At 70.0% G+C, this 21,785-nt stretch carries 18 protein-coding genes and 1 pseudogene; 14 read left to right on the top strand and 5 right to left on the bottom strand.

Annotated elements, in window-relative coordinates; translation table 11 throughout:
* The first annotated feature begins 249 nt into the window (after positions 1 to 249).
* From gltB to ACWKZU_RS15910, 7 genes are all read left to right on the top strand, one after another.
* Positions 250 to 4,869, top strand: coding sequence for a glutamate synthase large subunit (gene gltB / locus ACWKZU_RS15940; protein ID WP_449283315.1), 4,620 nt, complete (start codon positions 250 to 252; stop codon positions 4,867 to 4,869).
* Positions 4,862 to 6,313: a glutamate synthase subunit beta gene (locus tag ACWKZU_RS15935; RefSeq protein WP_449283314.1), complete on the top strand. Its 1,452-nt coding sequence runs from the start codon at positions 4,862 to 4,864 to the stop codon at positions 6,311 to 6,313. The genes gltB and ACWKZU_RS15935 overlap by 8 nt, the downstream gene beginning before the upstream one ends.
* Positions 6,314 to 6,401: 88 nt before the next feature.
* Entirely contained in the window at positions 6,402 to 7,046 is a 645-nt protein-coding gene (locus tag ACWKZU_RS15930) for an NAD(P)-dependent oxidoreductase (RefSeq protein WP_449283313.1), read from the top strand.
* Positions 7,047 to 7,075: 29 nt separating this feature from the next.
* Positions 7,076 to 8,617, top strand: coding sequence for a class I SAM-dependent methyltransferase (locus tag ACWKZU_RS15925; protein ID WP_449283312.1), 1,542 nt, complete (start codon positions 7,076 to 7,078; stop codon positions 8,615 to 8,617).
* Between the two features lie 62 nt (positions 8,618 to 8,679).
* The gene (gene hisD, locus ACWKZU_RS15920) at positions 8,680 to 10,005 is read left to right on the top strand and encodes a histidinol dehydrogenase (RefSeq protein ID WP_449283325.1); all 1,326 of its coding nucleotides are present in this window, start codon (positions 8,680 to 8,682) and stop codon (positions 10,003 to 10,005) included.
* The gene (gene nrdR / locus ACWKZU_RS15915) at positions 10,005 to 10,514 is read left to right on the top strand and encodes a transcriptional regulator NrdR (RefSeq protein WP_449283311.1); all 510 of its coding nucleotides are present in this window, start codon (positions 10,005 to 10,007) and stop codon (positions 10,512 to 10,514) included. Before hisD ends, nrdR begins: the two co-directional genes overlap by 1 nt.
* A 5-nt stretch (positions 10,515 to 10,519) precedes the next feature.
* On the top strand, positions 10,520 to 11,569 hold the full coding sequence (locus ACWKZU_RS15910) for a quinone-dependent dihydroorotate dehydrogenase (RefSeq protein ID WP_449283310.1): 1,050 nt from the start codon (positions 10,520 to 10,522) through the stop codon (positions 11,567 to 11,569).
* A gap of 66 nt (positions 11,570 to 11,635) precedes the next feature.
* On the opposite strand, the gene ACWKZU_RS15905 is transcribed toward ACWKZU_RS15910, so the two are convergent.
* Complete coding sequence (locus tag ACWKZU_RS15905) at positions 11,636 to 12,214, bottom strand: DUF3043 domain-containing protein (protein ID WP_449283309.1); 579 nt, start codon at positions 12,212 to 12,214, stop codon at positions 11,636 to 11,638.
* Positions 12,215 to 12,369: 155 nt separating this feature from the next.
* Here ACWKZU_RS15905 and erpA point away from each other — a divergent pair, with 155 nt between their 5' ends.
* The 6 genes from erpA to ACWKZU_RS15875 all read left to right on the top strand — a co-directional run bounded on the left by erpA (position 12,370) and on the right by ACWKZU_RS15875 (position 16,732).
* On the top strand, positions 12,370 to 12,747 hold the full coding sequence (gene erpA / locus ACWKZU_RS15900; protein WP_449283308.1) for an iron-sulfur cluster insertion protein ErpA: 378 nt from the start codon (positions 12,370 to 12,372) through the stop codon (positions 12,745 to 12,747).
* 151 nt (positions 12,748 to 12,898) lie between these two features.
* Positions 12,899 to 13,753 carry an aa3-type cytochrome oxidase subunit II gene (ctaC, locus tag ACWKZU_RS15895; RefSeq protein ID WP_449283307.1) on the top strand — a complete coding sequence of 285 codons (855 nt, stop codon included), beginning with the start codon at positions 12,899 to 12,901 and terminating at the stop codon, positions 13,751 to 13,753.
* A 17-nt stretch (positions 13,754 to 13,770) separates the two neighbouring features.
* A complete protein-coding gene (gene ctaD / locus ACWKZU_RS15890; RefSeq protein ID WP_449283306.1) occupies positions 13,771 to 15,402 on the top strand; it encodes an aa3-type cytochrome oxidase subunit I in 1,632 nt (543 codons plus the stop codon).
* Positions 15,403 to 15,421: 19 nt separating this feature from the next.
* Entirely contained in the window at positions 15,422 to 15,844 is a 423-nt protein-coding gene (gene ctaF, locus ACWKZU_RS15885) for an aa3-type cytochrome oxidase subunit IV (protein ID WP_449283305.1), read from the top strand.
* A 20-nt stretch (positions 15,845 to 15,864) separates the two neighbouring features.
* Positions 15,865 to 16,308: a GNAT family N-acetyltransferase gene (locus ACWKZU_RS15880; RefSeq protein WP_449283304.1), complete on the top strand. Its 444-nt coding sequence runs from the start codon at positions 15,865 to 15,867 to the stop codon at positions 16,306 to 16,308.
* A gap of 4 nt (positions 16,309 to 16,312) precedes the next feature.
* Positions 16,313 to 16,732 (top strand): TetR/AcrR family transcriptional regulator, encoded by a 420-nt coding sequence (locus ACWKZU_RS15875; protein ID WP_449283303.1) that lies wholly within the window; start codon positions 16,313 to 16,315, stop codon positions 16,730 to 16,732.
* A gap of 440 nt (positions 16,733 to 17,172) precedes the next feature.
* Here the strand turns inward: ACWKZU_RS15875 and qcrB are convergent, their stop codons facing one another.
* From qcrB to ctaE, 4 genes are read right to left on the bottom strand one after another with little or no spacing between them, the layout of a single operon-like run.
* Positions 17,173 to 18,816, bottom strand: a complete 1,644-nt coding sequence (qcrB, locus tag ACWKZU_RS15870) for a cytochrome bc1 complex cytochrome b subunit (RefSeq protein WP_449283302.1) — start codon at positions 18,814 to 18,816, stop codon at positions 17,173 to 17,175.
* A complete protein-coding gene (gene qcrA / locus ACWKZU_RS15865) occupies positions 18,813 to 19,925 on the bottom strand; it encodes a cytochrome bc1 complex Rieske iron-sulfur subunit (protein ID WP_449283301.1) in 1,113 nt (370 codons plus the stop codon). Before qcrA ends, qcrB begins: the two co-directional genes overlap by 4 nt.
* A 46-nt stretch (positions 19,926 to 19,971) precedes the next feature.
* Positions 19,972 to 20,772 (bottom strand): cytochrome bc1 complex diheme cytochrome c subunit, encoded by an 801-nt coding sequence (gene qcrC / locus ACWKZU_RS15860; protein WP_449283300.1) that lies wholly within the window; start codon positions 20,770 to 20,772, stop codon positions 19,972 to 19,974.
* A gap of 20 nt (positions 20,773 to 20,792) precedes the next feature.
* Positions 20,793 to 21,407, bottom strand: coding sequence for an aa3-type cytochrome oxidase subunit III (ctaE, locus tag ACWKZU_RS15855; RefSeq protein WP_053384091.1), 615 nt, complete (start codon positions 21,405 to 21,407; stop codon positions 20,793 to 20,795).
* Between the two features lie 241 nt (positions 21,408 to 21,648).
* Here ctaE and ACWKZU_RS15850 point away from each other — a divergent pair.
* Positions 21,649 to 21,785, top strand: a pseudogene (locus ACWKZU_RS15850) (anthranilate phosphoribosyltransferase); the annotation flags it as partial.

The raw sequence follows: 21,785 nt of genomic DNA, 5'->3' as shown, positions 1-21,785 counted from the left end.
CGATCCTGTTACACGGCTTCGTCGTGTGCGGCGAACGTCAAGCTGTTCCGCATGATGTTCGGTAAATATGCGCACTTTTCCGAATCAGTTGTAGAAACTACGATTACGGATTCGTTTCGCCGAAGAAACGAGTGGTAAATTTGAGGCTCCAGCCACTGCGCTTCGCCGTGACGTCGTCGTTCTCGAAGCGATGATCCGAGCGTGGCACCGCCCGGGCCGCCGACGTCCCGCAGACCAGAGAGGACGTCGATGACCGTACGCCCAGCGACCCCGAGCACGCAGACCCCGAACACCACCGCCGGCGCGTTCCCCGCACCGGTGGGCCTCTACGACCCCGCCGATGAGCGAGACGCCTGCGGCCTCGCCTCGGTGGTATCGCTGACGGGGGAGGCGAGCCATGAGATCGTGGCGCTCGCCCTCGAGGCGCTCGAGAATCTCGAGCACCGCGGCGCGGTCGGTTCGGACGCGGGCACGGGCGACGGGGCGGGCATCCTCAGCGACCTCCCCGACGCCTTCATCCGAGCGGCGCTCGCGGAGTTCGATCCCGCGCTGCGCCTGCCCGAGGCCGGAGGCTACGCCGCCGGTCTCGCCTTCCTGCCACGGGCGTCGACCGAGCGCAAGGCGGCGAAGTACCGCATCGCGGCCATCGCCGCGGAGGAGGGGCTCTCGGCGCTCGCCTGGCGACCCGTCGCCGTGCGACCCGAGGTGCTCGGCGGCAGCGCCCGCGAGGCGAGCCCCGCCATCGAGCAGCTGATCCTCGTGCCCGCCGCCGGCGGGGTCTGCGACGCCGATCAGCTCGAGCGCCGCGCCTTCCGCACCCGCAAGCGGGTGCAGCACGAGACCGGGTGCTACCTGCCGTCGCTCAGCGCCCGCACCATCGTCTACAAGGGCATGGTGACCACCCTCCAGCTGCCCGCGTTCTACCCGGAGCTGTCCGACGAGCGCTTCGCCAGCCGCTTCGCGATCGTGCACTCGCGCTACTCCACCAACACCTTCCCCTCGTGGCACCTGGCGCAGCCGCTGCGCCTGGTCGCGCACAACGGCGAGATCAACACCGTGCGCGGCAACCGCAACTGGATGCGCGCCCGCGAGCGGCAGCTCTCCTCCGAGCTGCTCGGAGACATCCGTCCACTGCTCCCGATCTGCTCGGAGGGCGGCAGCGACTCGGCCAGCTTCGACGAGGTGCTCGAGCTGCTCGTGATGGCCGGGCGCTCCCTGCCCCACGCCCTCGCCATGATGGTGCCCGAGGCCTGGGAGTCCGAGACGGGGCTCCACCCGGAGCTCGTGAGCTTCCTGGAGTACCACTCCCTGGTGATGGAGCCGTGGGACGGCCCCGCCGCGATGATCGCGACCGACGGCAGGCAGCTCGTCGCGACCCTCGACCGCAACGGGCTGCGTCCGGGCCGGTACCTCGTGACGGACGACGGCATGATGGTGATCGCCAGCGAGACGGGGGTGCTCGACATCGCGCCCGAGCGCGTCATCCGCCGGGGGCGCCTGCAGCCGGGCCGCATGCTCGCGGTCGACCTCGCGACGGGCGGCATCCGCGACGACGAGGCGGTCAAAGCGGAGCTCGCGAGCCTCGCGCCGTGGGGGGAGTGGGTCGAGGAGGGGCTGATCCGGCTCTCCGAGCAGCCCGAGCGCGAGCACCTGGTGCACCCGCCGGCCTCCATCACTCGCCGTCAGCGCACCTTCGGCTACACCGAGGAGGAGCTGCGCCTGCTGCTCACCCCGATGGCCCGCGACGGCATCGAGCCCATCGCGGCGATGGGCACCGACACGCCCATCGCGGCGCTCTCCACCCGGCCGCGCCTCGTCTACGACTACTTCGTGCAGCAGTTCGCGCAGGTCACCAATCCGCCGCTCGACGCGCTCCGCGAGGAGCTCGTCACGAGCCTCGTCACCAGCATCGGGCCCCAGGAGAACCTCCTGGCCCAGTCGGTCGACCACGCCAGGCAGGTGATCCTCGACTTCCCGGTCATCGACAACGACGCGCTCGCACGCATCCAGCACTTCGGGGACGACCCCGAGCGGGAGCGCGCCGTCACGATCCGCGGCCTGTACCCGGTCGACTTCGAGGCGAAGGGCCTCGCCGACCGCCTGGAGGCGATGTGCCTCGAGGCGAGCGCCGCGATCGACGCGGGCGCCGAGTTCATCATCCTCTCCGACCGCGACTCGAACAAGGACCTGGCGCCGGTGCCGTCGCTGCTCGCGATCTCGGCGGTGCACCACCATCTCATCCGCGAGGGGCAGCGCATGCGCGTCGCACTCATAGCGGAGGCCGGCGACGTGCGCGAGGTGCACCACGTCGCGGCCCTCATCGGCTACGGCGCCGCGGCCGTGAACCCCTACCTCGCCATGGAGTCGGTGGGCCTGCTCGTGCGCAACGGGTCGATCCCGGGCGTCACCGAGGAGGAGGCGATCGCGAAGCTCATCAAGGCGCTCGGCAAGGGCATGCTCAAGGTGATGAGCAAGATGGGCATCTCCACCGTCGCCTCCTACTGCGGTGCGCAGACCTTCGAGGCCATCGGGCTGTCGCAGGGCGTGGTCGACCGCTACTTCACCGGCACCGCCTCGAAGCTCGGCGGCGTGGGCCTCGACGTGATCGCGACCGAGGTCGCCGCGCGGCACCGGGCCGCGTACCCCGACGATCCCGCGGCGCTCGCGCACAAGTACCTCGAGACCGGCGGCGAGTACCGGTGGCGCCGCGGCGAGGAGCCGCACCTCTTCGATCCCGAGACCATCTACAAGCTGCAGCACGCCACGCGCACCGGCCGCCGCGAGATCTTCGCGGAGTACACCCGGCGCGTCAACGAGCAGCAGGAGCGGCTCATGACGCTGCGCGGCCTCTTCCGCTTCGCACCGCAGCGGCCGCCCGTGCCGCTCGGCGAGGTGGAGCCGGTCGGCGAGATCGTGAAGCGCTTCGCCACGGGTGCGATGAGCTACGGCTCGATCTCCCCGGAGGCGCATCAGACGCTCGCGATCGCGATGAACCTGCTCGGCGGCAGATCCAATACGGGCGAGGGCGGCGAGAGCGAGGACCGGCTGCTGGACCCGGAGCGGCGCAGCGCGATCAAGCAGGTGGCCTCGGGCCGGTTCGGCGTCACCTCGATGTACCTGACGCACGCCGACGAGATCCAGATCAAGCTCGCCCAGGGTGCGAAGCCCGGCGAGGGCGGACAGCTGCCGCCGCAGAAGATGTATCCGTGGATCGCGCGCACGCGCCACGCCACGCCCGGCGTCGGCCTCATCTCGCCGCCTCCGCACCACGACATCTACTCGATCGAGGATCTCAAGCAGCTCATCTTCGACCTCAAGCGCGCGAACCCGTCGGCGCGGATCTCGACGAAGCTCGTGGCCCAGTCCGGCATCGGCCCGGTCGCGGCGGGAGTCGCGAAAGCGCTCTCCGACGTGATCCTCGTGTCTGGCCACGACGGCGGCACGGGCGCGAGCCCCATGAACTCGCTCAAGCACGCGGGATCGCCGTGGGAGCTCGGCCTCGCCGAGGCGCAGCAGACGCTCATGCTCAACGGCCTGCGCGAGCGGGTCGTGCTGCAGGCGGACGGCCAGCTGAAGACCGGCCGCGACGTGGTCGTCGCCGCGCTGCTCGGCGCGGAGGAGTTCGGCTTCGCGACGGCGCCCCTCGTGGTCTCGGGCTGCATCATGATGCGCGTCTGCCACCTCGACACCTGCCCGGTGGGCGTCGCCACGCAGAACCCCGAGCTGCGCGAGCGCTTCACGGGCAAGGCCGAGCACGTCGTCAACTTCTTCCGGTTCATCGCCGAGGAGGTGCGCGAGATCCTCGCGTCGCTCGGCTACCGCACGCTCGCCGAGGCCGTCGGCGACACGGCAGCCCTCGACGTGGACGACGCGATCCGGCACTGGAAGGCGGAGGGGCTCGACCTCACGCCGATCCTGCGCGGGCCGGAGTTCGGTCCCGACGAGCCGCGGCGGCACGGCGCCGAGCAGGACCACGAGCTGGAGCAGCACTTCGACACGCGGCTGATCCCGATGGCCGCCGACGCGCTCGAGCGGCGCGAACCGGTGATCATCGACCTCCCCATCCGCAACATCGACCGCGCCGTGGGCACCATGCTCGGGCACGAGGTGACGAAGCGGTACGGAGCCGAGGGGCTGGCGCCCGAGACGATCGACGTCACCCTCACGGGCTCGGCCGGGCAATCGCTCGGAGCGTTCCTGCCGACGGGCGTCGCGCTGCGTCTCATCGGCGACGCCAACGACTACGTCGGCAAGGGGCTCTCGGGCGGTGAGATCGCGATCCGGCCGCACCCCGGCGCCGGGCACCCGGCCTTCGGCAACGTGATCGCCGGCAACACGATCGGCTACGGCGCGACGAGCGGCAACCTGTGGATCGCCGGTACCGTGGGCGAGCGCTTCCTCGTGCGCGGATCCGGCGCGACCGCCGTCGTCGAGGGCACGGGCGATCACGCGCTCGAGTACTTCACCGGCGGCTTCGCGCTGATCCTCGGCCCGACGGGACGCAACATCGGCGCCGGCATGTCGGGCGGCGAGGCCGCGATCCTCGACCTCGACCCCGCCGACGTCAACTCGGCCGAGCTCAGCTCCGGCGCGCTCATGCTGCAGCCCCTAAGGGCCGAGGACGGCGAGCTCCGCGAGCAGATCGCGGCGCTGCTGCGCCGGCACCGGGAGCAGACCGGGTCGGTGCTCGCGGGCGAGCTGCTCGCCGACTTCGACGCCGACCCGGAGCGCCTGTTCGGGCGCTTCACCCGACTGATCCCGCGCGGCTACTCGAGGGTGCTCGAGATCCGTGTCCGCGCGAACGAGCAGGGCATCGACCCCGACGGCGAGCGGGTCTGGTCCGAGATCCTGGAGGCGACCCATGGCTGATCCCCGCGGATTCCTGAAGGTGCGCGAGCGCGAGCTCGCCCCCAAGCGCCCCGTCGCGCTCCGGCTCAAGGACTGGCGCGAGGTCGTCGACCCCGCCGACCCCCAGCTCGTCGCGCGCCAGGCCTCGCGCTGCATGGACTGCGGCGTGGCCTTCTGCCACCAGGGCTGCCCGCTCGGCAATCTGATCCCGGAGTGGAACGATCTCATGTACCGCGGCCGCGGCCGCGAGGCGATCGAGCGCCTGCACGAGACGAACAACTTCCCGGAGTTCACCGGCCGCGCCTGCCCGGCGCCCTGCGAGTCGGCGTGCGTGCTCGGCATCAACCAGCCCTCCGTGACCATCAAGCAGATCGAGAACAGCATCATCGATCAGGCGTTCGCGAACGGCTGGGTGCAGCCGCAGCCGCCCTCGCGCCTCACCGGCAAGACGGTCGCGGTGGTCGGATCCGGCCCCGCCGGGCTCGCGGCGGCGCAGCAGCTCACCCGCGCCGGCCACACGGTGGCCGTGTACGAGCGCGACGAGGAGCCCGGCGGCCTGCTGCGCCTCGGCATCCCCGACTTCAAGCTCGAGAAGGAGCTCGTCGCGCGGCGCGTCGAGCAGCTCAAGCAGGAGGGCACCCGCTTCCGCTGCGGCATCGAGATCGGGCGCGACATGTCCTGGAGCGAGCTGCGCCGCCGCTTCGACGCCGTGGTGGTCGCCACGGGCGCCACGGTGCCGCGCGAGCTGCCGCTGCCCGGCCGCGAGCTCGACGGCGTGCACTTCGCGATGGACTACCTGACGGCCTCCAACCGCGTGCAGTCGGGCGCGCTCGAGGCCACCCCCATCGACGCGGCGGGCAAGCACGTCGTCGTGATCGGCGGCGGCGACACGGGCGCCGACTGCATCGGCACCGCGCACCGGCAGGGAGCGCGGTCGGTGACCAATCTCGCGATCGGCCGCAGGCCCTCGCCGAGCCGCACGGACGCGCAGCCCTGGCCCGTGCACCCCACGCTGTTCGAGGTGTCGAGCTCGCACGAGGAGGGCGGCGAGCGCCGCTACCTGGCGTCGACCGTCGAGTTCGTGAGCAACGGCGACGGCGCGGTGCGCGCGCTGCGCGTCGCCGAGACCGGTTTCACCGAGGAGGGACGCGTGCCGATCCCCGGCACCGAGCGGCTCATCGAAGCCGACCTCGTGCTCATCGCGATGGGCTTCACCGGCCCCGAGGAGGTCGAGGACGCGACGGTCTCGCTGCCGCGGGGCGCCCGCGGGGCCTTCGAGCGGGACCGGGACTACTCGACGGGCCTGCCGGGCGTGTTCGTGGCGGGCGACGCCGGCCGCGGGCAGTCGCTGATCGTGTGGGCGATCGCCGAGGGACGGGCAGCCGCGGCATCGGTCGATCGCTTCCTCACGGGCGAGACCGTGCTGCCGAGCCCCGTCACCGCCTTCGACCGCGCCTTCTCCTAGCACGGCCGGGGGAATACCGCTCGACGCCCGCCGGTTGTGGCTGAGTGGGAGCGGCGCGGCATCGCGTCGCCCGAGCGAAAGGATCGACATGACCAGGGTGACGGTGATCGGCGGCAGCGGGTACGCGGGCTCGCACATCGTGGAGGCCGCGGCGGTGCGCGGACTCGAGGTGACGAGCATGAGCCGGGGAGAGGTGCCCGAGCAGATCGCGGGCGTGCGCTACGTGAAGGGCTCGATCACCGAGCCCGCGGACCGCGCGGCCGCGCTCGAGGGCGCGGACGTCGTGATCGTCGCGGTGTCGCCGCGCGGCGACATGGCCGGCCGCACGCGGCCCGCCATCGCCGATCTGGCGGCCGAGGCCGCGCAGGCCGGCGTGCGTCTCGGCGTGATCGGCGGAGCCGGTTCGCTGCTGCAGAGCGAGGGCGGCGCCCGGGTGATGGACGGCCCCGAGTTCGCCGATGCGATCAAGCCCGAGGCGGGCGAGATGGGCGGCGTGCTCGACGACCTGCGCGCCGCGCCCGAGTCGCTCGACTGGTTCCTGGTGAGCCCGGCGGCGACCTTCGGAGCGTGGGCCGCGGGCGAGTACCGCGGCGAGTACCGGGTCGGCGGCGACGTGCTGCTCACCGACGCCGACGGCAAGTCGGAGATCTCCGGAGCCGACTTCGGCGTCGCGGTGGTCGACGAGATCGAGCAGCCGGAGCACCGCCGGTCGCGCTTCACCGTCGCGTACTGAGATCCATCCTGCCCCTCTACGCTGGTGGGATGGATCCCGAACTCATCGATCGGCTGCGAGCCGATCTCGACACCGCCGGCTATCGCGTCGAGGCGGTCGCGGCTCTGCTGGGCTCCGCCGCCGAGGCGGCGCGGCAGCGCGGGGTGTTCGCGCCCGCGCGCCGGGCGCTGCGCGAGCGGGGAGACGCTCCGCTCGCGCAGCTGATCCGGGTCCTCCTGCTCGGCGAGGCGACCCCGCCGGACGAGTTCGACGCGGCGCTGCCGGCGCTCGGCGCCGACGGCGCGATCCGGCTGGGGCTCCTGGAGCCCGACGGCGCGGGGGATCTCCGCGCCGCTCTGTCGTTGAATCCCGTGGAGGTCGCCGATTCGCGGGCCGAGCGCCCGCTGCACTGGTGGATCCTGTCCGACCTCGACGATCAGCTGCGACGCGGTCCGGCGCGCGCGGACCACGTCATGGGCGTCGGAGGTGCGACCCGATCGCTCATCGCCCAGGCGGCGCCGCACGACGCGCCGCGCTGCCTCGACCTCGGCACGGGCTGCGGCGTCGTGGCGATGCACCTCGCCCTGCGCGGCCGCGTGATCGCCACCGACATCTCGGAGCGGGCCCTGATGATGGCCCGTGCGAACGCCCGGCTGAACGGCGTCGAGCGGCGGATCGAGTTCCGCCGCGGGGATCTGTTCGCACCGGTGGCGGACGAGCGCTTCGACCTGATCCTCTCCAACCCGCCGTTCGTGATCACCCCGCGGGCATCCGGGGCCCCGGTCTACGAGTACCGCGACGGCGGGATGACCGGCGACGGACTGGCCGAGCGCGTCGTGCGCGAGGCCCCCGGGCTGCTGGCCGAGGACGGTGAGCTGCTGTGCCTCGCGAACTGGGAGTCGCCCTGGGGCGCGAACGGCCTCGAGCGGGTGCGCGGCTGGATCGCGGGCGCTGCGGAGGCCGCCGGCGCGCTCGACGCGTGGGTGATCGAGCGGGATCGCGTCGAGCCGGCGCAGTACGCGGAGACGTGGGCCCGCGATGGGGGATCGCGGCCGGGATCCGCGGAGTTCGAGGGGCTCATGGAGGCGTGGCTGGACGACTTCTCGGCGCGGCGGATCGTCGCGGTGGGACTCGGATCCATCCGGGTGCGCCGGGCCGCCGCGGGACGCCGCGGCGCTGCCGCCGTCCACATCGAGCACGCCCCGGGCGGTTACGGTGCGGGGGCGCCCGGGCTGCGGCTGTCGGCCGCCTTCGACGCCGGTGTCGCGGCGGAGCTCATGAGCGACGCCGAGGTGCTGGCCGTCCGCTGGCTGCTCGACGACGCGGTCTCCGAGGAGCGCGAGCACCGGCCGGGGGAGGAGGCGCCGCGCGCGATCGTGCTCACGACCGACCGGCCGATCGCCCGGCGCGTCACCGCGGATCCGCTGCTGGCGGCCGCTCTCGGCGCCTGCGACGGCGAGCTCGCGCTCGGGCGGATCGCGGACGCGCTGGCCACGCTGCTCGAGGTGGACGCCGGGGCCGCCGCCGAGGCGCTCGTCTCGGGTGTGCGCGAGCTGGCGTGGTTCGGGATGCTCGCGCCGGCGGAGAGCTGAACGCCGCCGGCGAGCCCGCCCGATGCCCGAGCCCGCCGAAGGGTCGGTAGACTGGTTCGGTGATGCGAACCATTGACCTGCGGGGACGGGAGCTCTCCCGAGGCGATCTGCTGCAACTCGTTCCGCGCGCCGCCGTGAGCGCCGAGGAGGCCGTCGAGCGGGTGCGTCCGCTCGTCGCCGATATCGCCGAGCGGGGCGAGGCGGCCCTGCGGGAGCAGGCGCTCGCCTTCGACGGGGTCGAGGGGCACGCGCTCCGCGTACCCGCGGCGGCGGTCGCCGACTCGCTGGCCGACTGCCCGCCGGAGGTCGAGGCCGCGCTGCGCGAGCTGATCTCCCGGCTGCGCCGCGCCTCTGCGGCGCAGGTGCCCGCCGAGCAGGTGACGCGCATGGCCGACGGAGCCGAGATCCGCCAGCGCTGGCAGCCGGTGTCCCGCGTCGGGCTCTACGCGCCCGGCGGCAAGGCGGCCTACCCCTCGTCGGTGATCATGAACGCGGTGTCCGCTCAGACCGCCGGCGTGCCCGGACTCGCGCTCGCGTCCCCCGCGCAGCGGGACAACGGGGGACTGCCGCACCCCGCGGTGCTCTGGGCCGCCGCCCTGTGCGGGATCGAGGAGGTCTACGCGATCGGCGGCGCCGGCGCCGTCGCCGCCTTCGCGCACGGCGTGCCGCAGATCGGGCTCGAGCCCGTCGACGTCGTGACGGGGCCGGGCAACGTGTTCGTCGCGGCCGCCAAGCGCGTCGTCAGCGGCCGCGTCGGCATCGACTCGGAGGCGGGCACGACCGAGATCCTGATCATCGCCGACGCGTCCGCCGATCCGGGCTTCGTCGCAGCCGATCTCATCAGCCAGGCGGAGCACGACGAGGCGGCGGCATCGGTGCTCGTCACCGACTCGGCCGATCTCGCGGAGCGCGTGCTCGCCGAGGTCGCGACCCGCGCCCCCCGCACCCGTCACGCCGCTCGCGTGGCCACCGCGCTCGGCGGGCCGCAGTCCGCGGTGATCCTCGTCGACGACCTCGCCACGGCGGCCCGCGTCAGCAACGCCTACGGCCCGGAGCACCTGGAGATCCAGACGGCCGACGACGACGCGGTGCTCGCGCTGATCGCCGACGCCGGTGCGATCTTCGTGGGCGGGTACACCCCGGTGAGCCTCGGCGACTACCTCGCCGGCTCCAACCACGTGCTGCCGACCGGCGGCACCGCGCGCTTCGCGGCGGGGCTCGGCGCCCACACCTTCCTGCGCCCGCAGCAGATCGTCGCGTACGACCGCTCGGCGCTCGCCGAGGTCGAGCAGCCGCTGCTGGCCCTGGCCGGCGCCGAGGGACTGCCCGCGCACGGCGAGGCGGTCAGCGCGCGATTCGAACGCGCACGGAGCGAGGAGGCCCGCTGATGCACTGCCCGTTCTGCCGGCATCCCGACTCCCGCGTGATCGACTCGCGCACCGCCGACGACGGTCTCTCGATCCGTCGCCGACGTCAGTGCCCCGAGTGCGGCCGGCGCTTCACCACGACCGAGACCGCGAGCCTCACGGTGATCAAGCGCTCGGGCGTCGTCGAGCCCTTCAGCCGGGAGAAGGTCATGAGCGGCGTGCGCAAGGCCTGCCAGGGCCGCCCGGTGACCGAGGCGGACCTGGCGGTGCTCGCGCAGCAGGTCGAGGAGTCGGTGCGATCGAGCGGCATCGCCCAGTTCGACGCGAACGAGATCGGTCTCGCCATCCTGCCGCACCTGCGCGAGCTCGACGAGGTCGCCTATCTGCGCTTCGCGAGCGTGTACCAGGCGTTCGAGTCGCTCGCCGACTTCGACGCCGCGATCGCGGAGCTGCGCGCGCACCCGAGGAGCGGCGCCGATCCCGAAGCATCCGAATCCCGGGCCGCCGGCGCCCGATCCTCCGAGGAGTAACGCACATGCGTCTGTACCCGCTGCTGTTCACCACCGTGCTGCGGCGGATGGATCCCGAGCGCGCGCACCACCTCGCGTTCCGGGTGATCCAGGCCGCGCCGCTGCTCGGCGGCATCGTCCGCCGCTTCTGCGCGCCCGATCCCTCGCTGCGGGTGCGCGCACTGGGCACCGAGTTCCCGAGCCCCTTCGGTCTCGCCGCGGGGTTCGACAAGAACGCCGAGGCGATCCTCGGGCTCGGCGCGCTCGGATTCGGCCACGTCGAGGTGGGCACGCTCACGCGGCACGCGCAGCCGGGCAACCCGCAGCCGCGCACGTTCCGGCTCGTGGCCGACCGCGGGCTCATCAACCGGATGGGCTTCAACAACGGGGGATCCGCGGCCGCCGTGCCCCGGGTGGAGCGCGCGCGGATGGCGCGCCACCGCCCCGTGATCGGCGTCAACATCGGCAAGAGCCGCGTCACCGAGGTCGAGGACGCGGTGCAGGACTACGTCTGGAGCGCGCAGCGCCTGGCGCCGATCGCCGACTACCTCGCCGTGAACGTGAGCTCGCCCAACACGCCCGGCCTGCGCGGGCTCCAGGAGCTCGAGATGCTCGAACCGCTGCTCGCCGCCGTGCGCGACGCGTCCGGGAGCACGCCGCTGCTCGTGAAGATCGCCCCGGACATGGAGGACGCGCAGATCGACGGCATCGTGGCCCTCGCCCAGCGCCTGGGACTCGACGGCATCATCGCGACGAACACCACGATCTCGCGCGAGGGCCTGAGCGCGCCGGCCGCGGATATCGAGCGGATGGGAGCGGGCGGTCTCTCCGGCGCGCCGCTGCGGCAGCGCTCGCTGGAGGTGCTGCGGCGGATCCGCGCGACCGCTCCCGATCCCGGGTTCTGCGTGATCTCGGTGGGCGGCGTGACGACCGCCGAAGACGTGCTCGAGCGGCTGCGCGCCGGCGCCACGCTGGTGCAGGGCTACACGGCGTTCCTCTACGAGGGCCCGCTCTGGATGCGGGCGATCAACCGCGGACTCCTCCGTGCGGGATGGCGGGGGAGCGCGGCGCGCTGAGAACGCGGAACGGCCCCCGGGATCATCCCGGGGGCCGTGTTCCGTCTCGTCGGCTCGCGTCCGCGCTCAGCTGGGCCGCTGGCCGCGCTTCACCTGCGGCTTCGGCACGCGCAGCGGGCGGAACTGGAAGGCGCGCATCGCGGCGTACCAGCGGTAGCCGGGCTGCACGCGATCCTCGCCGAACTTGTCGCCCAGCAGGCGCTTGAGGCGGAAGCCGAGGAAGACGGCGTCGATGATCGCGAGTCCGACGAAGGCCCAGATCACGATGAGGCTGATCACCTGCATGATGCCCGGGATGAAGGTCATGACGAGCACGACGAGCATCATCGGGATCAGCAGCTCGCCGACGCTCCAGCGGGCGTCGACGTAGTCGCGCACGTACCGGCGCTGGGGGCCGCGGTCGCGCGGGCCGAGGTAGCGCTCGTCGCCCTCCATCATGCCGAGGCGGGCCCGCTCGCGGGCGGTCGCCTGCTGGCGTCGCTGCTCCTTGACGACCGCCTTGTCCTTGGAGCCGACGATCGGGCGGGCGTTCGCGGCCTCGGCCTGCTTGCGCGACGGCGTGGGGCGGCCCTTGCCGACCGCACCGCGGACATCCGCCCCCTGATCGTTCGCGTCGGCCGCGTTCTCAACGCCCTTCTTCGCCACGCCTGTCCTCTCGTTCCGCGCATTCGCGCTCGATGCCTGTGCAGTGCCGGCACGGTGCCGACGATTCTTACCAGGATACCGCGCCCGGCGCCCCCGCCGCCCCGGCTGCGGCGGTAGACTGGTGGCATTGATCAGCGCATGAGCGAGGAGTAGGCATGAGCACTGACACGATCGCTTCCGAGGGCGGCGTCGCCGCACCCGAACGGACCCACGGGGTGCAGCTGAGCGAGGCCGCGCGCGAGAAGGTGCGCAGCCTGCTCGCGCAGGAGGGCCGCGACGATCTGCGCCTGCGCATCGCGGTGCAGCCGGGGGGCTGCTCGGGGCTCATCTACCAGCTGTTCTTCGACGAGCGCGAGCTCGAGAACGACGCCGTCGTCGACTTCGACGGCGTGGAGGTCGTGGTCGACGTCATGAGCATCCCCTATCTCAACGGGGCCACGATCGACTTCGAGGACACGATCCAGAAGCAGGGCTTCACCATCGACAACCCCAACGCCCAGGGCAGCTGCGCCTGCGGCGACAGCTTCAGCTGAGCGGCGCCGCGCGACGAGTATCCGCGACACCCGTGCTTGGTTCGGGGAACGCTCGGGATCGCGCTAAGCTATCAGGGAGTCATCAGCTTCGCCTGCATCCGGTGCCGGCGAGAAACATTTCGAAAGGTATGCGGTGCGTTCCAATCGTCGAATGAAATGGGTCGCGGCCCCGGTGGTGCTCTCGGCGGCGCTGCTGCTTGCCGGCTGCACCCCCGAGCAGCAGCGTGGCTTCCTGCCCGAGGGGTCCGAGGGGGCCACCAACCACACGGACGGCATCACCGGTCTGTGGGTGACTTCCTGGATCGTGCTGCTCGCAGTCGGCGTGATCACGTGGGGGCTCATCATCTGGGCCACGATCGCATACCGTCGCCGCAAGGGCCAGACCGGCCTGCCGGTGCAGCTGCGCTACAACATGCCGATCGAGACCTTCTTCACGGTCGTCCCGGTCATCCTGGTGCTCGGCTTCTTCGCCTTCACCGCGCAGGAGCAGAGCAAGATCGAACAGCGCTACGAGGCCCCCGAGAACGTGGTCGAGGTCATCGGCAAGCGCTGGGCGTGGGACTTCAACTACGTGAACGAGGACGTCTACTTCCAGGGCGTCCAGGTGCAGACCGATGACGAGGGCGAGGCGACCGAGGACACCATGCCGGTGCTCTACCTCCCCGTCGATCAGACGACCGAGGTCCGCCTCGAGACCCGCGACGTCATCCACTCCTTCTGGGTGGTCGAGTACCTCTACAAGAAGGACATGATCCCCGGTCAGACCAACTACATGAGCTTCACGCCGACCAAGACCGGCACGTTCATGGGCAAGTGCGCCGAGCTCTGCGGCGAGTACCACTCGATGATGCTCTTCCAGCTGAAGGTCGTCGAGCAGGACGAGTACGACGCGTACATCGAGTCGCTGCGCGCCGCGGGCAACACCGGACAGGTGACCAAGGAGTTCAACCCGAACCAGGAGCACCTCTCCGTCGACAACGACAGTGCCAAGGCGCAGAACGAGTAACGAGGGATAACAAGAACATGAAGAAGGGCAATGTCATCGTCTCGTGGCTGACGTCCACGGACCACAAGGTGATCGGGTACATGTACCTGATCAGCTCCTTCGTGTGGTTCCTGATCGGCGGCCTGATGGCTCTCGTCATCCGCGCGCAGCTGTTCGCGCCGAACCTCGAGGTCGTCGCGACCAAGGAGCAGTACAACCAGCTGTTCACCATGCACGGCACGATCATGCTGCTGATGTTCGCCACCCCGCTCTTCGCGGGCTTCGCGAACGTGCTCATGCCGCTGCAGATCGGTGCCCCCGACGTCGCCTTCCCGCGACTCAACGCGTTCGCGTTCTGGCTCTACACCTTCGGATCGCTCATCGCCGTCGGCGGCTTCCTCACCCCGCAGGGCGCCGCATCCTTCGGCTGGTTCGCGTACGCGCCGCTCTCGGACATGACCTACTCGCCCGGCGTGGGCGGCAACCTGTGGGTGCTCGGGCTCGGTGTGAGCGGCTTCGGCACGATCATGGGCGGCGTGAACTTCATCACGACGATCATCACCATGCGCGCTCCCGGCATGACCATGTGGCGCATGTCGGTGTTCACCTGGAACACGCTGATCACCTCGATCCTCGTGCTCCTCGTCTTCCCGGTGCTCGCCGCCGCGATGTTCGGCCTCGCCGCGGATCGCATCTTCGGCGCGCAGATCTACAACGGCGAGGGCGGAGCCATCCTCTGGCAGCACCTCTTCTGGTTCTTCGGCCACCCCGAGGTGTACATCATCGCCCTGCCGTTCTTCGGCATCGTCTCCGAGATCTTCCCGGTGTTCAGCCGCAAGCCGATCTTCGGCTACAAGACGCTGATCTACGCGACCATCGCGATCGCCGCGCTCTCGATGACGGTGTGGGCGCACCACATGTACGTCACCGGATCGGTGCTGCTGCCGTTCTTCGCGCTCATGACGATGCTCATCGCGGTGCCGACCGGCGTGAAGATCTTCAACTGGCTCGGCACCATGTGGCGCGGATCGATCACCTTCGAGACCCCGATGCTCTGGTCGCTCGGCTTCCTCGTGACCTTCGTGTTCGGCGGCCTGACGGGCGTCATCCTGGCCTCGCCGGCACTCGACTTCCACCTGTCGGACACCTACTTCGTCGTCGCGCACTTCCACTACGTGGTCTTCGGCACCGTCGTGTTCGCGATGTTCGCCGGCTTCTACTTCTGGTGGCCGAAGTGGACGGGCAAGCTCCTCGACGAGCGTCTGGGCAAGGTCCACTTCTGGCTGCTCTTCATCGGCTTCCACACGACCTTCCTCGTGCAGCACTGGCTGGGCGTCATGGCCATGCCCCGTCGCTACTACACCTACCTCCCGTCGGACGGCGTGACCTGGGGCAATCAGCTCTCCACCGTCGGCGCGATGATCCTCGGCGCATCGATGATCCCGTTCCTGCTGAACGTGTACCTGACCGCGCGTCGTGCTCCGAAGGTGACCGTCAACGATCCGTGGGGCTACGGCCGTTCGCTCGAGTGGGCCACCTCGTGCCCGCCGCCGCGTCACAACTTCACCTCGATCCCGCGCATCCGCTCGGAGTCGCCCGCGTTCGACCTCAACCACCCCGAGGTCAGCGGTATCGAGCAGCCGGTGCGCGCGAGCGAACTCGCGAAGTGACCCCGAGGAGAACTGAACCATGAAATCCAACATCGTCCTCTTCTGGCTGCTCACGGGGTATTTCGTCCTGATCGACCTGGTCTACGTCGGGATGAACCTCATGATCCACGGGTACATCGAGTGGGTGGGCGCCGTCGCGATCCTGCTCTCCGGTGCGCTGACCGGCTTCATCGCCTTCTACCTGATGCTCGTGCAGAAGAAGCAGGGCGGCGTGCTGGTCGAGGACCGCGAGGACTCGGACATCGATGACGGCGATCCCGAGCTCGGCGAGTTCAGCCCCTGGAGCTGGTGGCCGCTCTTCCTCGCGTTCGGCGCCTCCGTCGTCGTGCTGGGGATCTGCATCGGATTCAACTTCTGGCTGTCGTTCATCGCTCTGCCGCTCGTGCTGGTCGGCGTGGTCGGCTGGGTGTACGAGTACTACCGCGGCAACTTCGCCCGATAGCCCGACAGAGGATCGATCGCTTGAGCATCATCATTCGTCGCGGCCAGAGCGAAGACGGGGCAGCCGTCTTCGCTCTGGCCCGCCAGTTCACCACGGGTCGCGAGGCCATCGGCCGGGACGAGTTCATGGTCGCCTACGACAACGTGCTGCGCCACCGGGACCAGGAGACCAACGTGCTCTTCGTCGCGGAGCTCGACGGCACGGTCGTGGGCTACTCGCTGATGACCGTGTCGCGCCTGCTGCACGCACCGGGCCTCACCGCCCACCTGCAGGAGATCGTGGTCGACGAGGGCACCCGCGGTCACGGTGTCGGCGACCGCCTCATGCAGGCCAACGAGCACTACTGCATGGGACGCGGCGTGCGTCAGCTCTCCGCATCGACGGCCCGCATCGGCTCGTTCTACAACCATCGCGGCTTCGAGCCCGTCGGGGAGCACTACCGCAAGATCCTCGACCTGCGGTGAACCCGTGACCGAACGTCGAGCTCGCAGGCGGCCCGGCGAGAACCGCAAGCGCCTGCTGGAGGCCGGACTCATCGAGTTCGGCCTCTTCGGCTTTTCCGCCGCATCCACCTCGGGCATCGCCGCCCGGGCCGAGATACCGCAGCCGCACCTCTACGCCAGTTTCACGACGAAGCAGGAGCTCTTCCTCGCCTGCGTCGAACGACTCGAGGAGGAGCTCTCGGAGTCGCAGCCGGCGGCGCACTCCGCAACGCCGCGCGACGTGCTCCTGCGCTTCCTCTACCAGGCCGTCGCGGCCGCCCACGACCCGGGAATGCACGACGCGCTCCTCCCGCGCCTCTCCCTGCTCCGCGCGTCGCTGGGGGAGTCCCGCTTCGAAGCACTCGTCGCCGCAGGCGCACGCGCACTCATCGACGCGCAGCGCTGAGCTGTATCGCCACCGCTCGGCGGGGACACTGCGGCAACGCTGGGGGAGACACTGCGGCAATGCTGCGGGAGACACTGCGTCGCCGCTGCCGTAACGCTGGGGTGGGAGACAACGCGGCGACCCTGGGGGACGCTGCCGTAACGCTGCGGCGACACTGCGGGAGACACTGCGGCGCCGCTGCGCGCTCACCCAGGAATCCTGCGACTCGCTCTGGCGTCGTGGCGCCAACCTGGAATGAGCGCGACGCCGACGCGTTCTGCCGCCTGAGCACTCCACGCACGCGGGAGGACCGGAATACGAGGTTCGCGCGCCAGTTGTTGTCACCTCAGCCGAGGCGAGGTGACAACAACTGGCGCGCGAGATGTGGGCCTCTCCGCACGCAGGAACGCGTGAGGCCCCGCAGGAATGCACCTGCGGGGCCTCACGCGAGGGGGTGAGGATCAGTGACCCTCGTGGTGGCCCTTCTCGATCTCGCCCTGGGTGGGCGGCACGATCCGGTCCTCGAAGAACCAGCGGCTGAAGCCGGCGCGGAGGCGCTTCGAGAGGGGGATGCGGCCGTCGTCGTTGGGACGGAGCATGAGCGGAGCGTAGTCGTGGTAGCTCACCAGCTGCCACTGCTCGTACTCGTCGAGCGGCTTGTGCACCTCGACGTACTCGCCGCCGGGGAGGCGGACGATGCGGCCCGACTCGTAGCCGTGCAGCGCGATGCTGCGATCCTTCTTCTGCAGCGCCAGGCAGATGCGCTTGGCGAGCTGGTAGGCGATGATCGGTCCGAGGATCAGCGCGGCCTGGAGCGCGTGGATCACGCCCTCCATGGAGAGCTGGAAGTGCGTCGCCATGAGGTCCGAGCTCGCGCCCGCCCACATCACCGCGTAGAAGGTGACGCCGGCGGCGCCGATCGCGGTGCGCGTGGGGGCGTTGCGGGGACGGTCCAGGATGTGGTGCTCGCGCTTGTCGCCGGTGACCCACGCCTCGATGAAGGGGTAGATCATGACGAGGACGATGAAGACGCCGATGATGATCAGCGGCAGGAGCATGTTCCAGGACCACGTGAAGCCGAACCACTCGGTCTCGAGCCCCGGCGGCACCAGGCGGAGCATGCCGTCGGCGAAGCCGATGTACCAGTCGGGCTGCGTACCCGCCGACACGGGGGAGGGATCGTAGGGGCCGTAGTTCCAGATCGGGTTGATGCCCACGGTCGAGGCGATCAGCGCGATCACGCCGAACACGATGAAGAAGAAGCCGCCGGCCTTCGCCGCGTACACGGGGAGGATCGGGTAGCCCACCACGTTCTGCTGCGTCTTGCCCGGCCCGGGGTACTGCGTGTGCTTGTGGATGATGACGAATGCCAGGTGCAGCGCCACGAACAGGATCACGAGCGCCGGAAGCACCATGATGTGCAGCATGTACAGACGCCCGACGATGTCGGTGCCCGGGAACTCGCCGCCGAAGAAGAGGTACGACAGGTACGTGCCGATCACCGGGATGGCCTTGATGATGCCGTCGATGATGCGGAGGCCGTTGCCCGAGAGCACGTCGTCGGGGAGCGAGTAGCCGGTGAAGCCCTCGGCCATCGCGAGGATGAAGAGCACGAAGCCGATCACCCAGTTGAGCTCGCGCGGCTTGCGGAACGCACCCGTGAAGAAGATGCGCAGCATGTGCAGGCCGATCGAGGCGACGAACAGCAGCGCGGCCCAGTGGTGCACGTGGCGCATGAGCAGGCCGCCGCGCACGGAGAACGAGATGTCGAGGGTCGACGCCATGGCGACCGACATCTCGAGGCCCTTCATCGGCACGTAGGGGCCGGTGTAGTGCACCTCGGCCATCGAGGCCTGGAAGAAGAGCGTGAGGAAGGTGCCCGACAGCAGGATGACGATGAAGCTGTAGAGCGCCACCTCGCCGAGCAGGAACGACCAGTGGTCGGGGAAGATCTTACGGCCGAACTCCTTGACCGCGACACCGATCTTGGTGCGCTCGTCGAGGTAGTTCGCGGCGGCGGCCGTGAAGCGGCTCGAGCCGCTCTGAGCCGACGAGTTCGAGGCCGATCCGCTCTGGGCGGGGGATTCGGTTACGGTGCTGCTCACTTGAGGCGCTCCCAGAAGCTCGGGCCGACAGGTTCATGGAAATCACTCTGCGCGACGAGGTAGCCCTCGTCGTCGACGGTGATGGGCAGCTGCGGCAGCGGGCGCTTCGCCGGGCCGAAGACGACCTTCGCGTGCTCCGAGACGTCGAACTGCGACTGGTGGCAGGGGCAGAGCAGGTGGTGGGTGTGCTGCTCGTAGAGCGCCACCGGGCAGCCCACGTGCGTGCAGACCTTCGAGTAGGCCACGATGCCGTCGTACGACCAGCTCTCGCGCTCGGGATCCTCCTTGAGCTCCGACTGGTCGAGGCGCATGAGCAGCACGATGGCCTTGGCCTTCGCGTCGAGCAGGTTCTCGCTGCCGCCGCGCTCGTCCAGGGTGAGGTTGTGGAAGTCGTCGTGATTCAGGTTCTCGGGGATCACGTGGAACGCCGAGCCGATGGTGACCTCGCTGGCCTTGATGGGCACGCCGGAGGGATCGCGCGCCAGGCGCACGCCCGCGTCCCACATGGTGTGCTTCAGCAGTTCCACGGGGTCGCGGTCCTGCGGAGCCAGGCCGCGGAGCAGGGTGATGCCCGGCAGCGGGAACGCGATGAGCGCGCCGATGAGGCTGTTGCGCACGAGGGAGCGGCGGGAGAAGCCCGACTCCTCGTCGGCGAGCTTGAAGACCTCGGCCGCGCCCTCCCGGGTCGGCTCGTCGCTCGGCACCGGGTGGCGCTCGTCGATCGACTCGTGGTCGGCCATGATCGCCTTGCCCCAGTGCACCGCGCCGATGCCGACGGCGAGCAGGGCGAGCGCCATGCCGAGGCCGACGAACAGCGTGTGCAGCCGGATCGCCATGAGATCTCCCGTTTCGATCGGGAAGAACATGTAGGCGAGGACGGCGCCGAGGCTGCCCGCGATCGAGATGTAGAAGAGCGTGTAGACCGTGCGCTCGGCGCGCTTGGCCTTCTTCGGATCGAGATCCGTGACGCGCTTGCGGTGCGGGGGAAGGCCCGGATTCTGCACGGCATCCGACGAGACGACCGCGGTGCCCACCGCTGCCTCGACCGCGCCGTGGCCCTGGGCTGCGACAACGGCGTCGCCGCCGTTGTTCTTCGCTTCCTCTGCCATGTTGCTCCTTGACTCCTGACTCATGAACTCGTTGCGCGCCGTCGGACTAGTTCGACTTCGCGGTGACCCAGACGGTGAGGCCCACGATGGCGCCCAGACCGATCACCCAGATGAACAGACCCTCGGCCACCGGGCCGATCGACCCGAGGGTGAGCCCGCCGACGGCCGGCTTCTCCTCGATGTACTTGAGGTACGAGATGATGTCCGACTTCTCCTGCGGCGAGATGTTGGCATCGCTGAAGACGGGCATGTTCTGGGGGCCGGTGATCATGGCCTCGTACACGTGGGTGGGGGCCACGCCGGTCAGCTTGGGCGCGAACTTGCCCTCGGTGAGCGCTCCGCCCGCGGCGGCCACGTTGTGGCACATCGCGCAGTTGATGCGGAACAGCGTGCCGCCGTTCGCGACGTCTCCGTCGCCCTGGAGGTAGCGGGTGTCGGGCAGCGCCGGTCCCGGGGCGAGCGAGGCGACGTAGGCCGCCATCTGCAGCGTCTGATCCTCGGTGAACTGCTTCGGCTTCACCATGCCCTGCGGGCCCTGGAAGGCCAGCGGCATGCGGCCGGTGCCCACCTGGAAATTGACCGAGGCGGCGCCCGCTCCGATGAGCGAGGGACCGTCGGGGGTGCCCTGGGCACCGGCTCCGTGGCAGGTGGCGCAGTTGGCGCCGAACAGCTTCTCGCCGGCCTCGATGGTGGCGGGCGACTCGAGGTCGATCTCAGCGGTCGCGGAGGTCTGGCTGAATCCCGTGTAAGCGGCACCGGTGACGAGCAGGCCGACCGCGACGAGAGCGGCGGTGGCGAGCGGATGCCGGCGGCCGGACTTGCGAACGTTCTTCTTGGCGCGAGCCATGTTCTCGATAACTCCTGACCCTACTTGAGGACGTAGATGACGATGAAGAGGATGATCCACACGATGTCGACGAAGTGCCAGTAGTACGACACGACGACCGCCGTGGTCTCCTCCTTGTGCGTGAAGTTCTTGACCGCGTAGATGCGACCGATGACCAGCAGGAAGGCGACGAGTCCGAGCGACACGTGGATGCCGTGGAAGCCGGTGGTCATGTAGAAGGCCGAGCCGTAGGGGTCGGAGGCGAGCGTGATGCCCTCGGAGACGAAGGTCGCGTACTCCCAGGCCTGGCCGGCGACGAACACCGCGCCCATGAAGAAGGTGAGGTAGAACCACTCGACCGTGCCCCACTTCTTGGGGCTCGCGCCCGTCGCGCGCGGCTGCATGCGCTCGGCGGCGAAGACGCCGGCCTGAGCGGTGAAGGAGGAGGCGACCAGGATCAGGGTGTTGATCAGCGCGAAGGTGAAGTTGTGCTTCGCGGTCTGCTCGGCCCACAACTCGGGGTTCATCGCGCGCAGCGTGAAGTAGATCGCGAAGAGGCCGGCGAAGAACATGACCTCGCTGCCGAGCCACACGATCGTGCCCACGGCGACGAGGTTCGGTCGCTTCACCGAGGGCACGGCTGACTTGGTATTCATAGTGGTCGTTGTCACCCCTCCATTATGGCTGAAAGTTTGGTGTGCGTTTTCACTCGAACCCGGCGCGCCGAACTTTCTGCGAGTTTCCCGCTCAGCTTATCGGGTTCGCGGGCCTCGAAAGTGCGCGCCGAGATACCACATTCATCTGATGAAGTCGAGAGGGGGTCGCTCTCGAAGCCGTTTCCGGGGCTCCCGGCACGCCGTTCCGGGCCGGGATCGGGCGCCTCGGTAGGATTGCCGCATGATCGACGAACGCAGCTGGCCCACCGTGCTCTCGACCCTCCTCGACGGGGAGGACCTCAGCGTCTCGCAGGCCGAGTGGGCGATGTCGCGGTTCATGACGGGGGAGGCCAGCGGCGCTCAGATCGGCGCCTTCCT

This window comes from Leucobacter sp., from assembly GCF_053528595.1.
The sequence above is the reverse complement of the archived record's forward strand: the minus strand, read 5'-3'. Positions and strand labels throughout refer to the sequence as shown.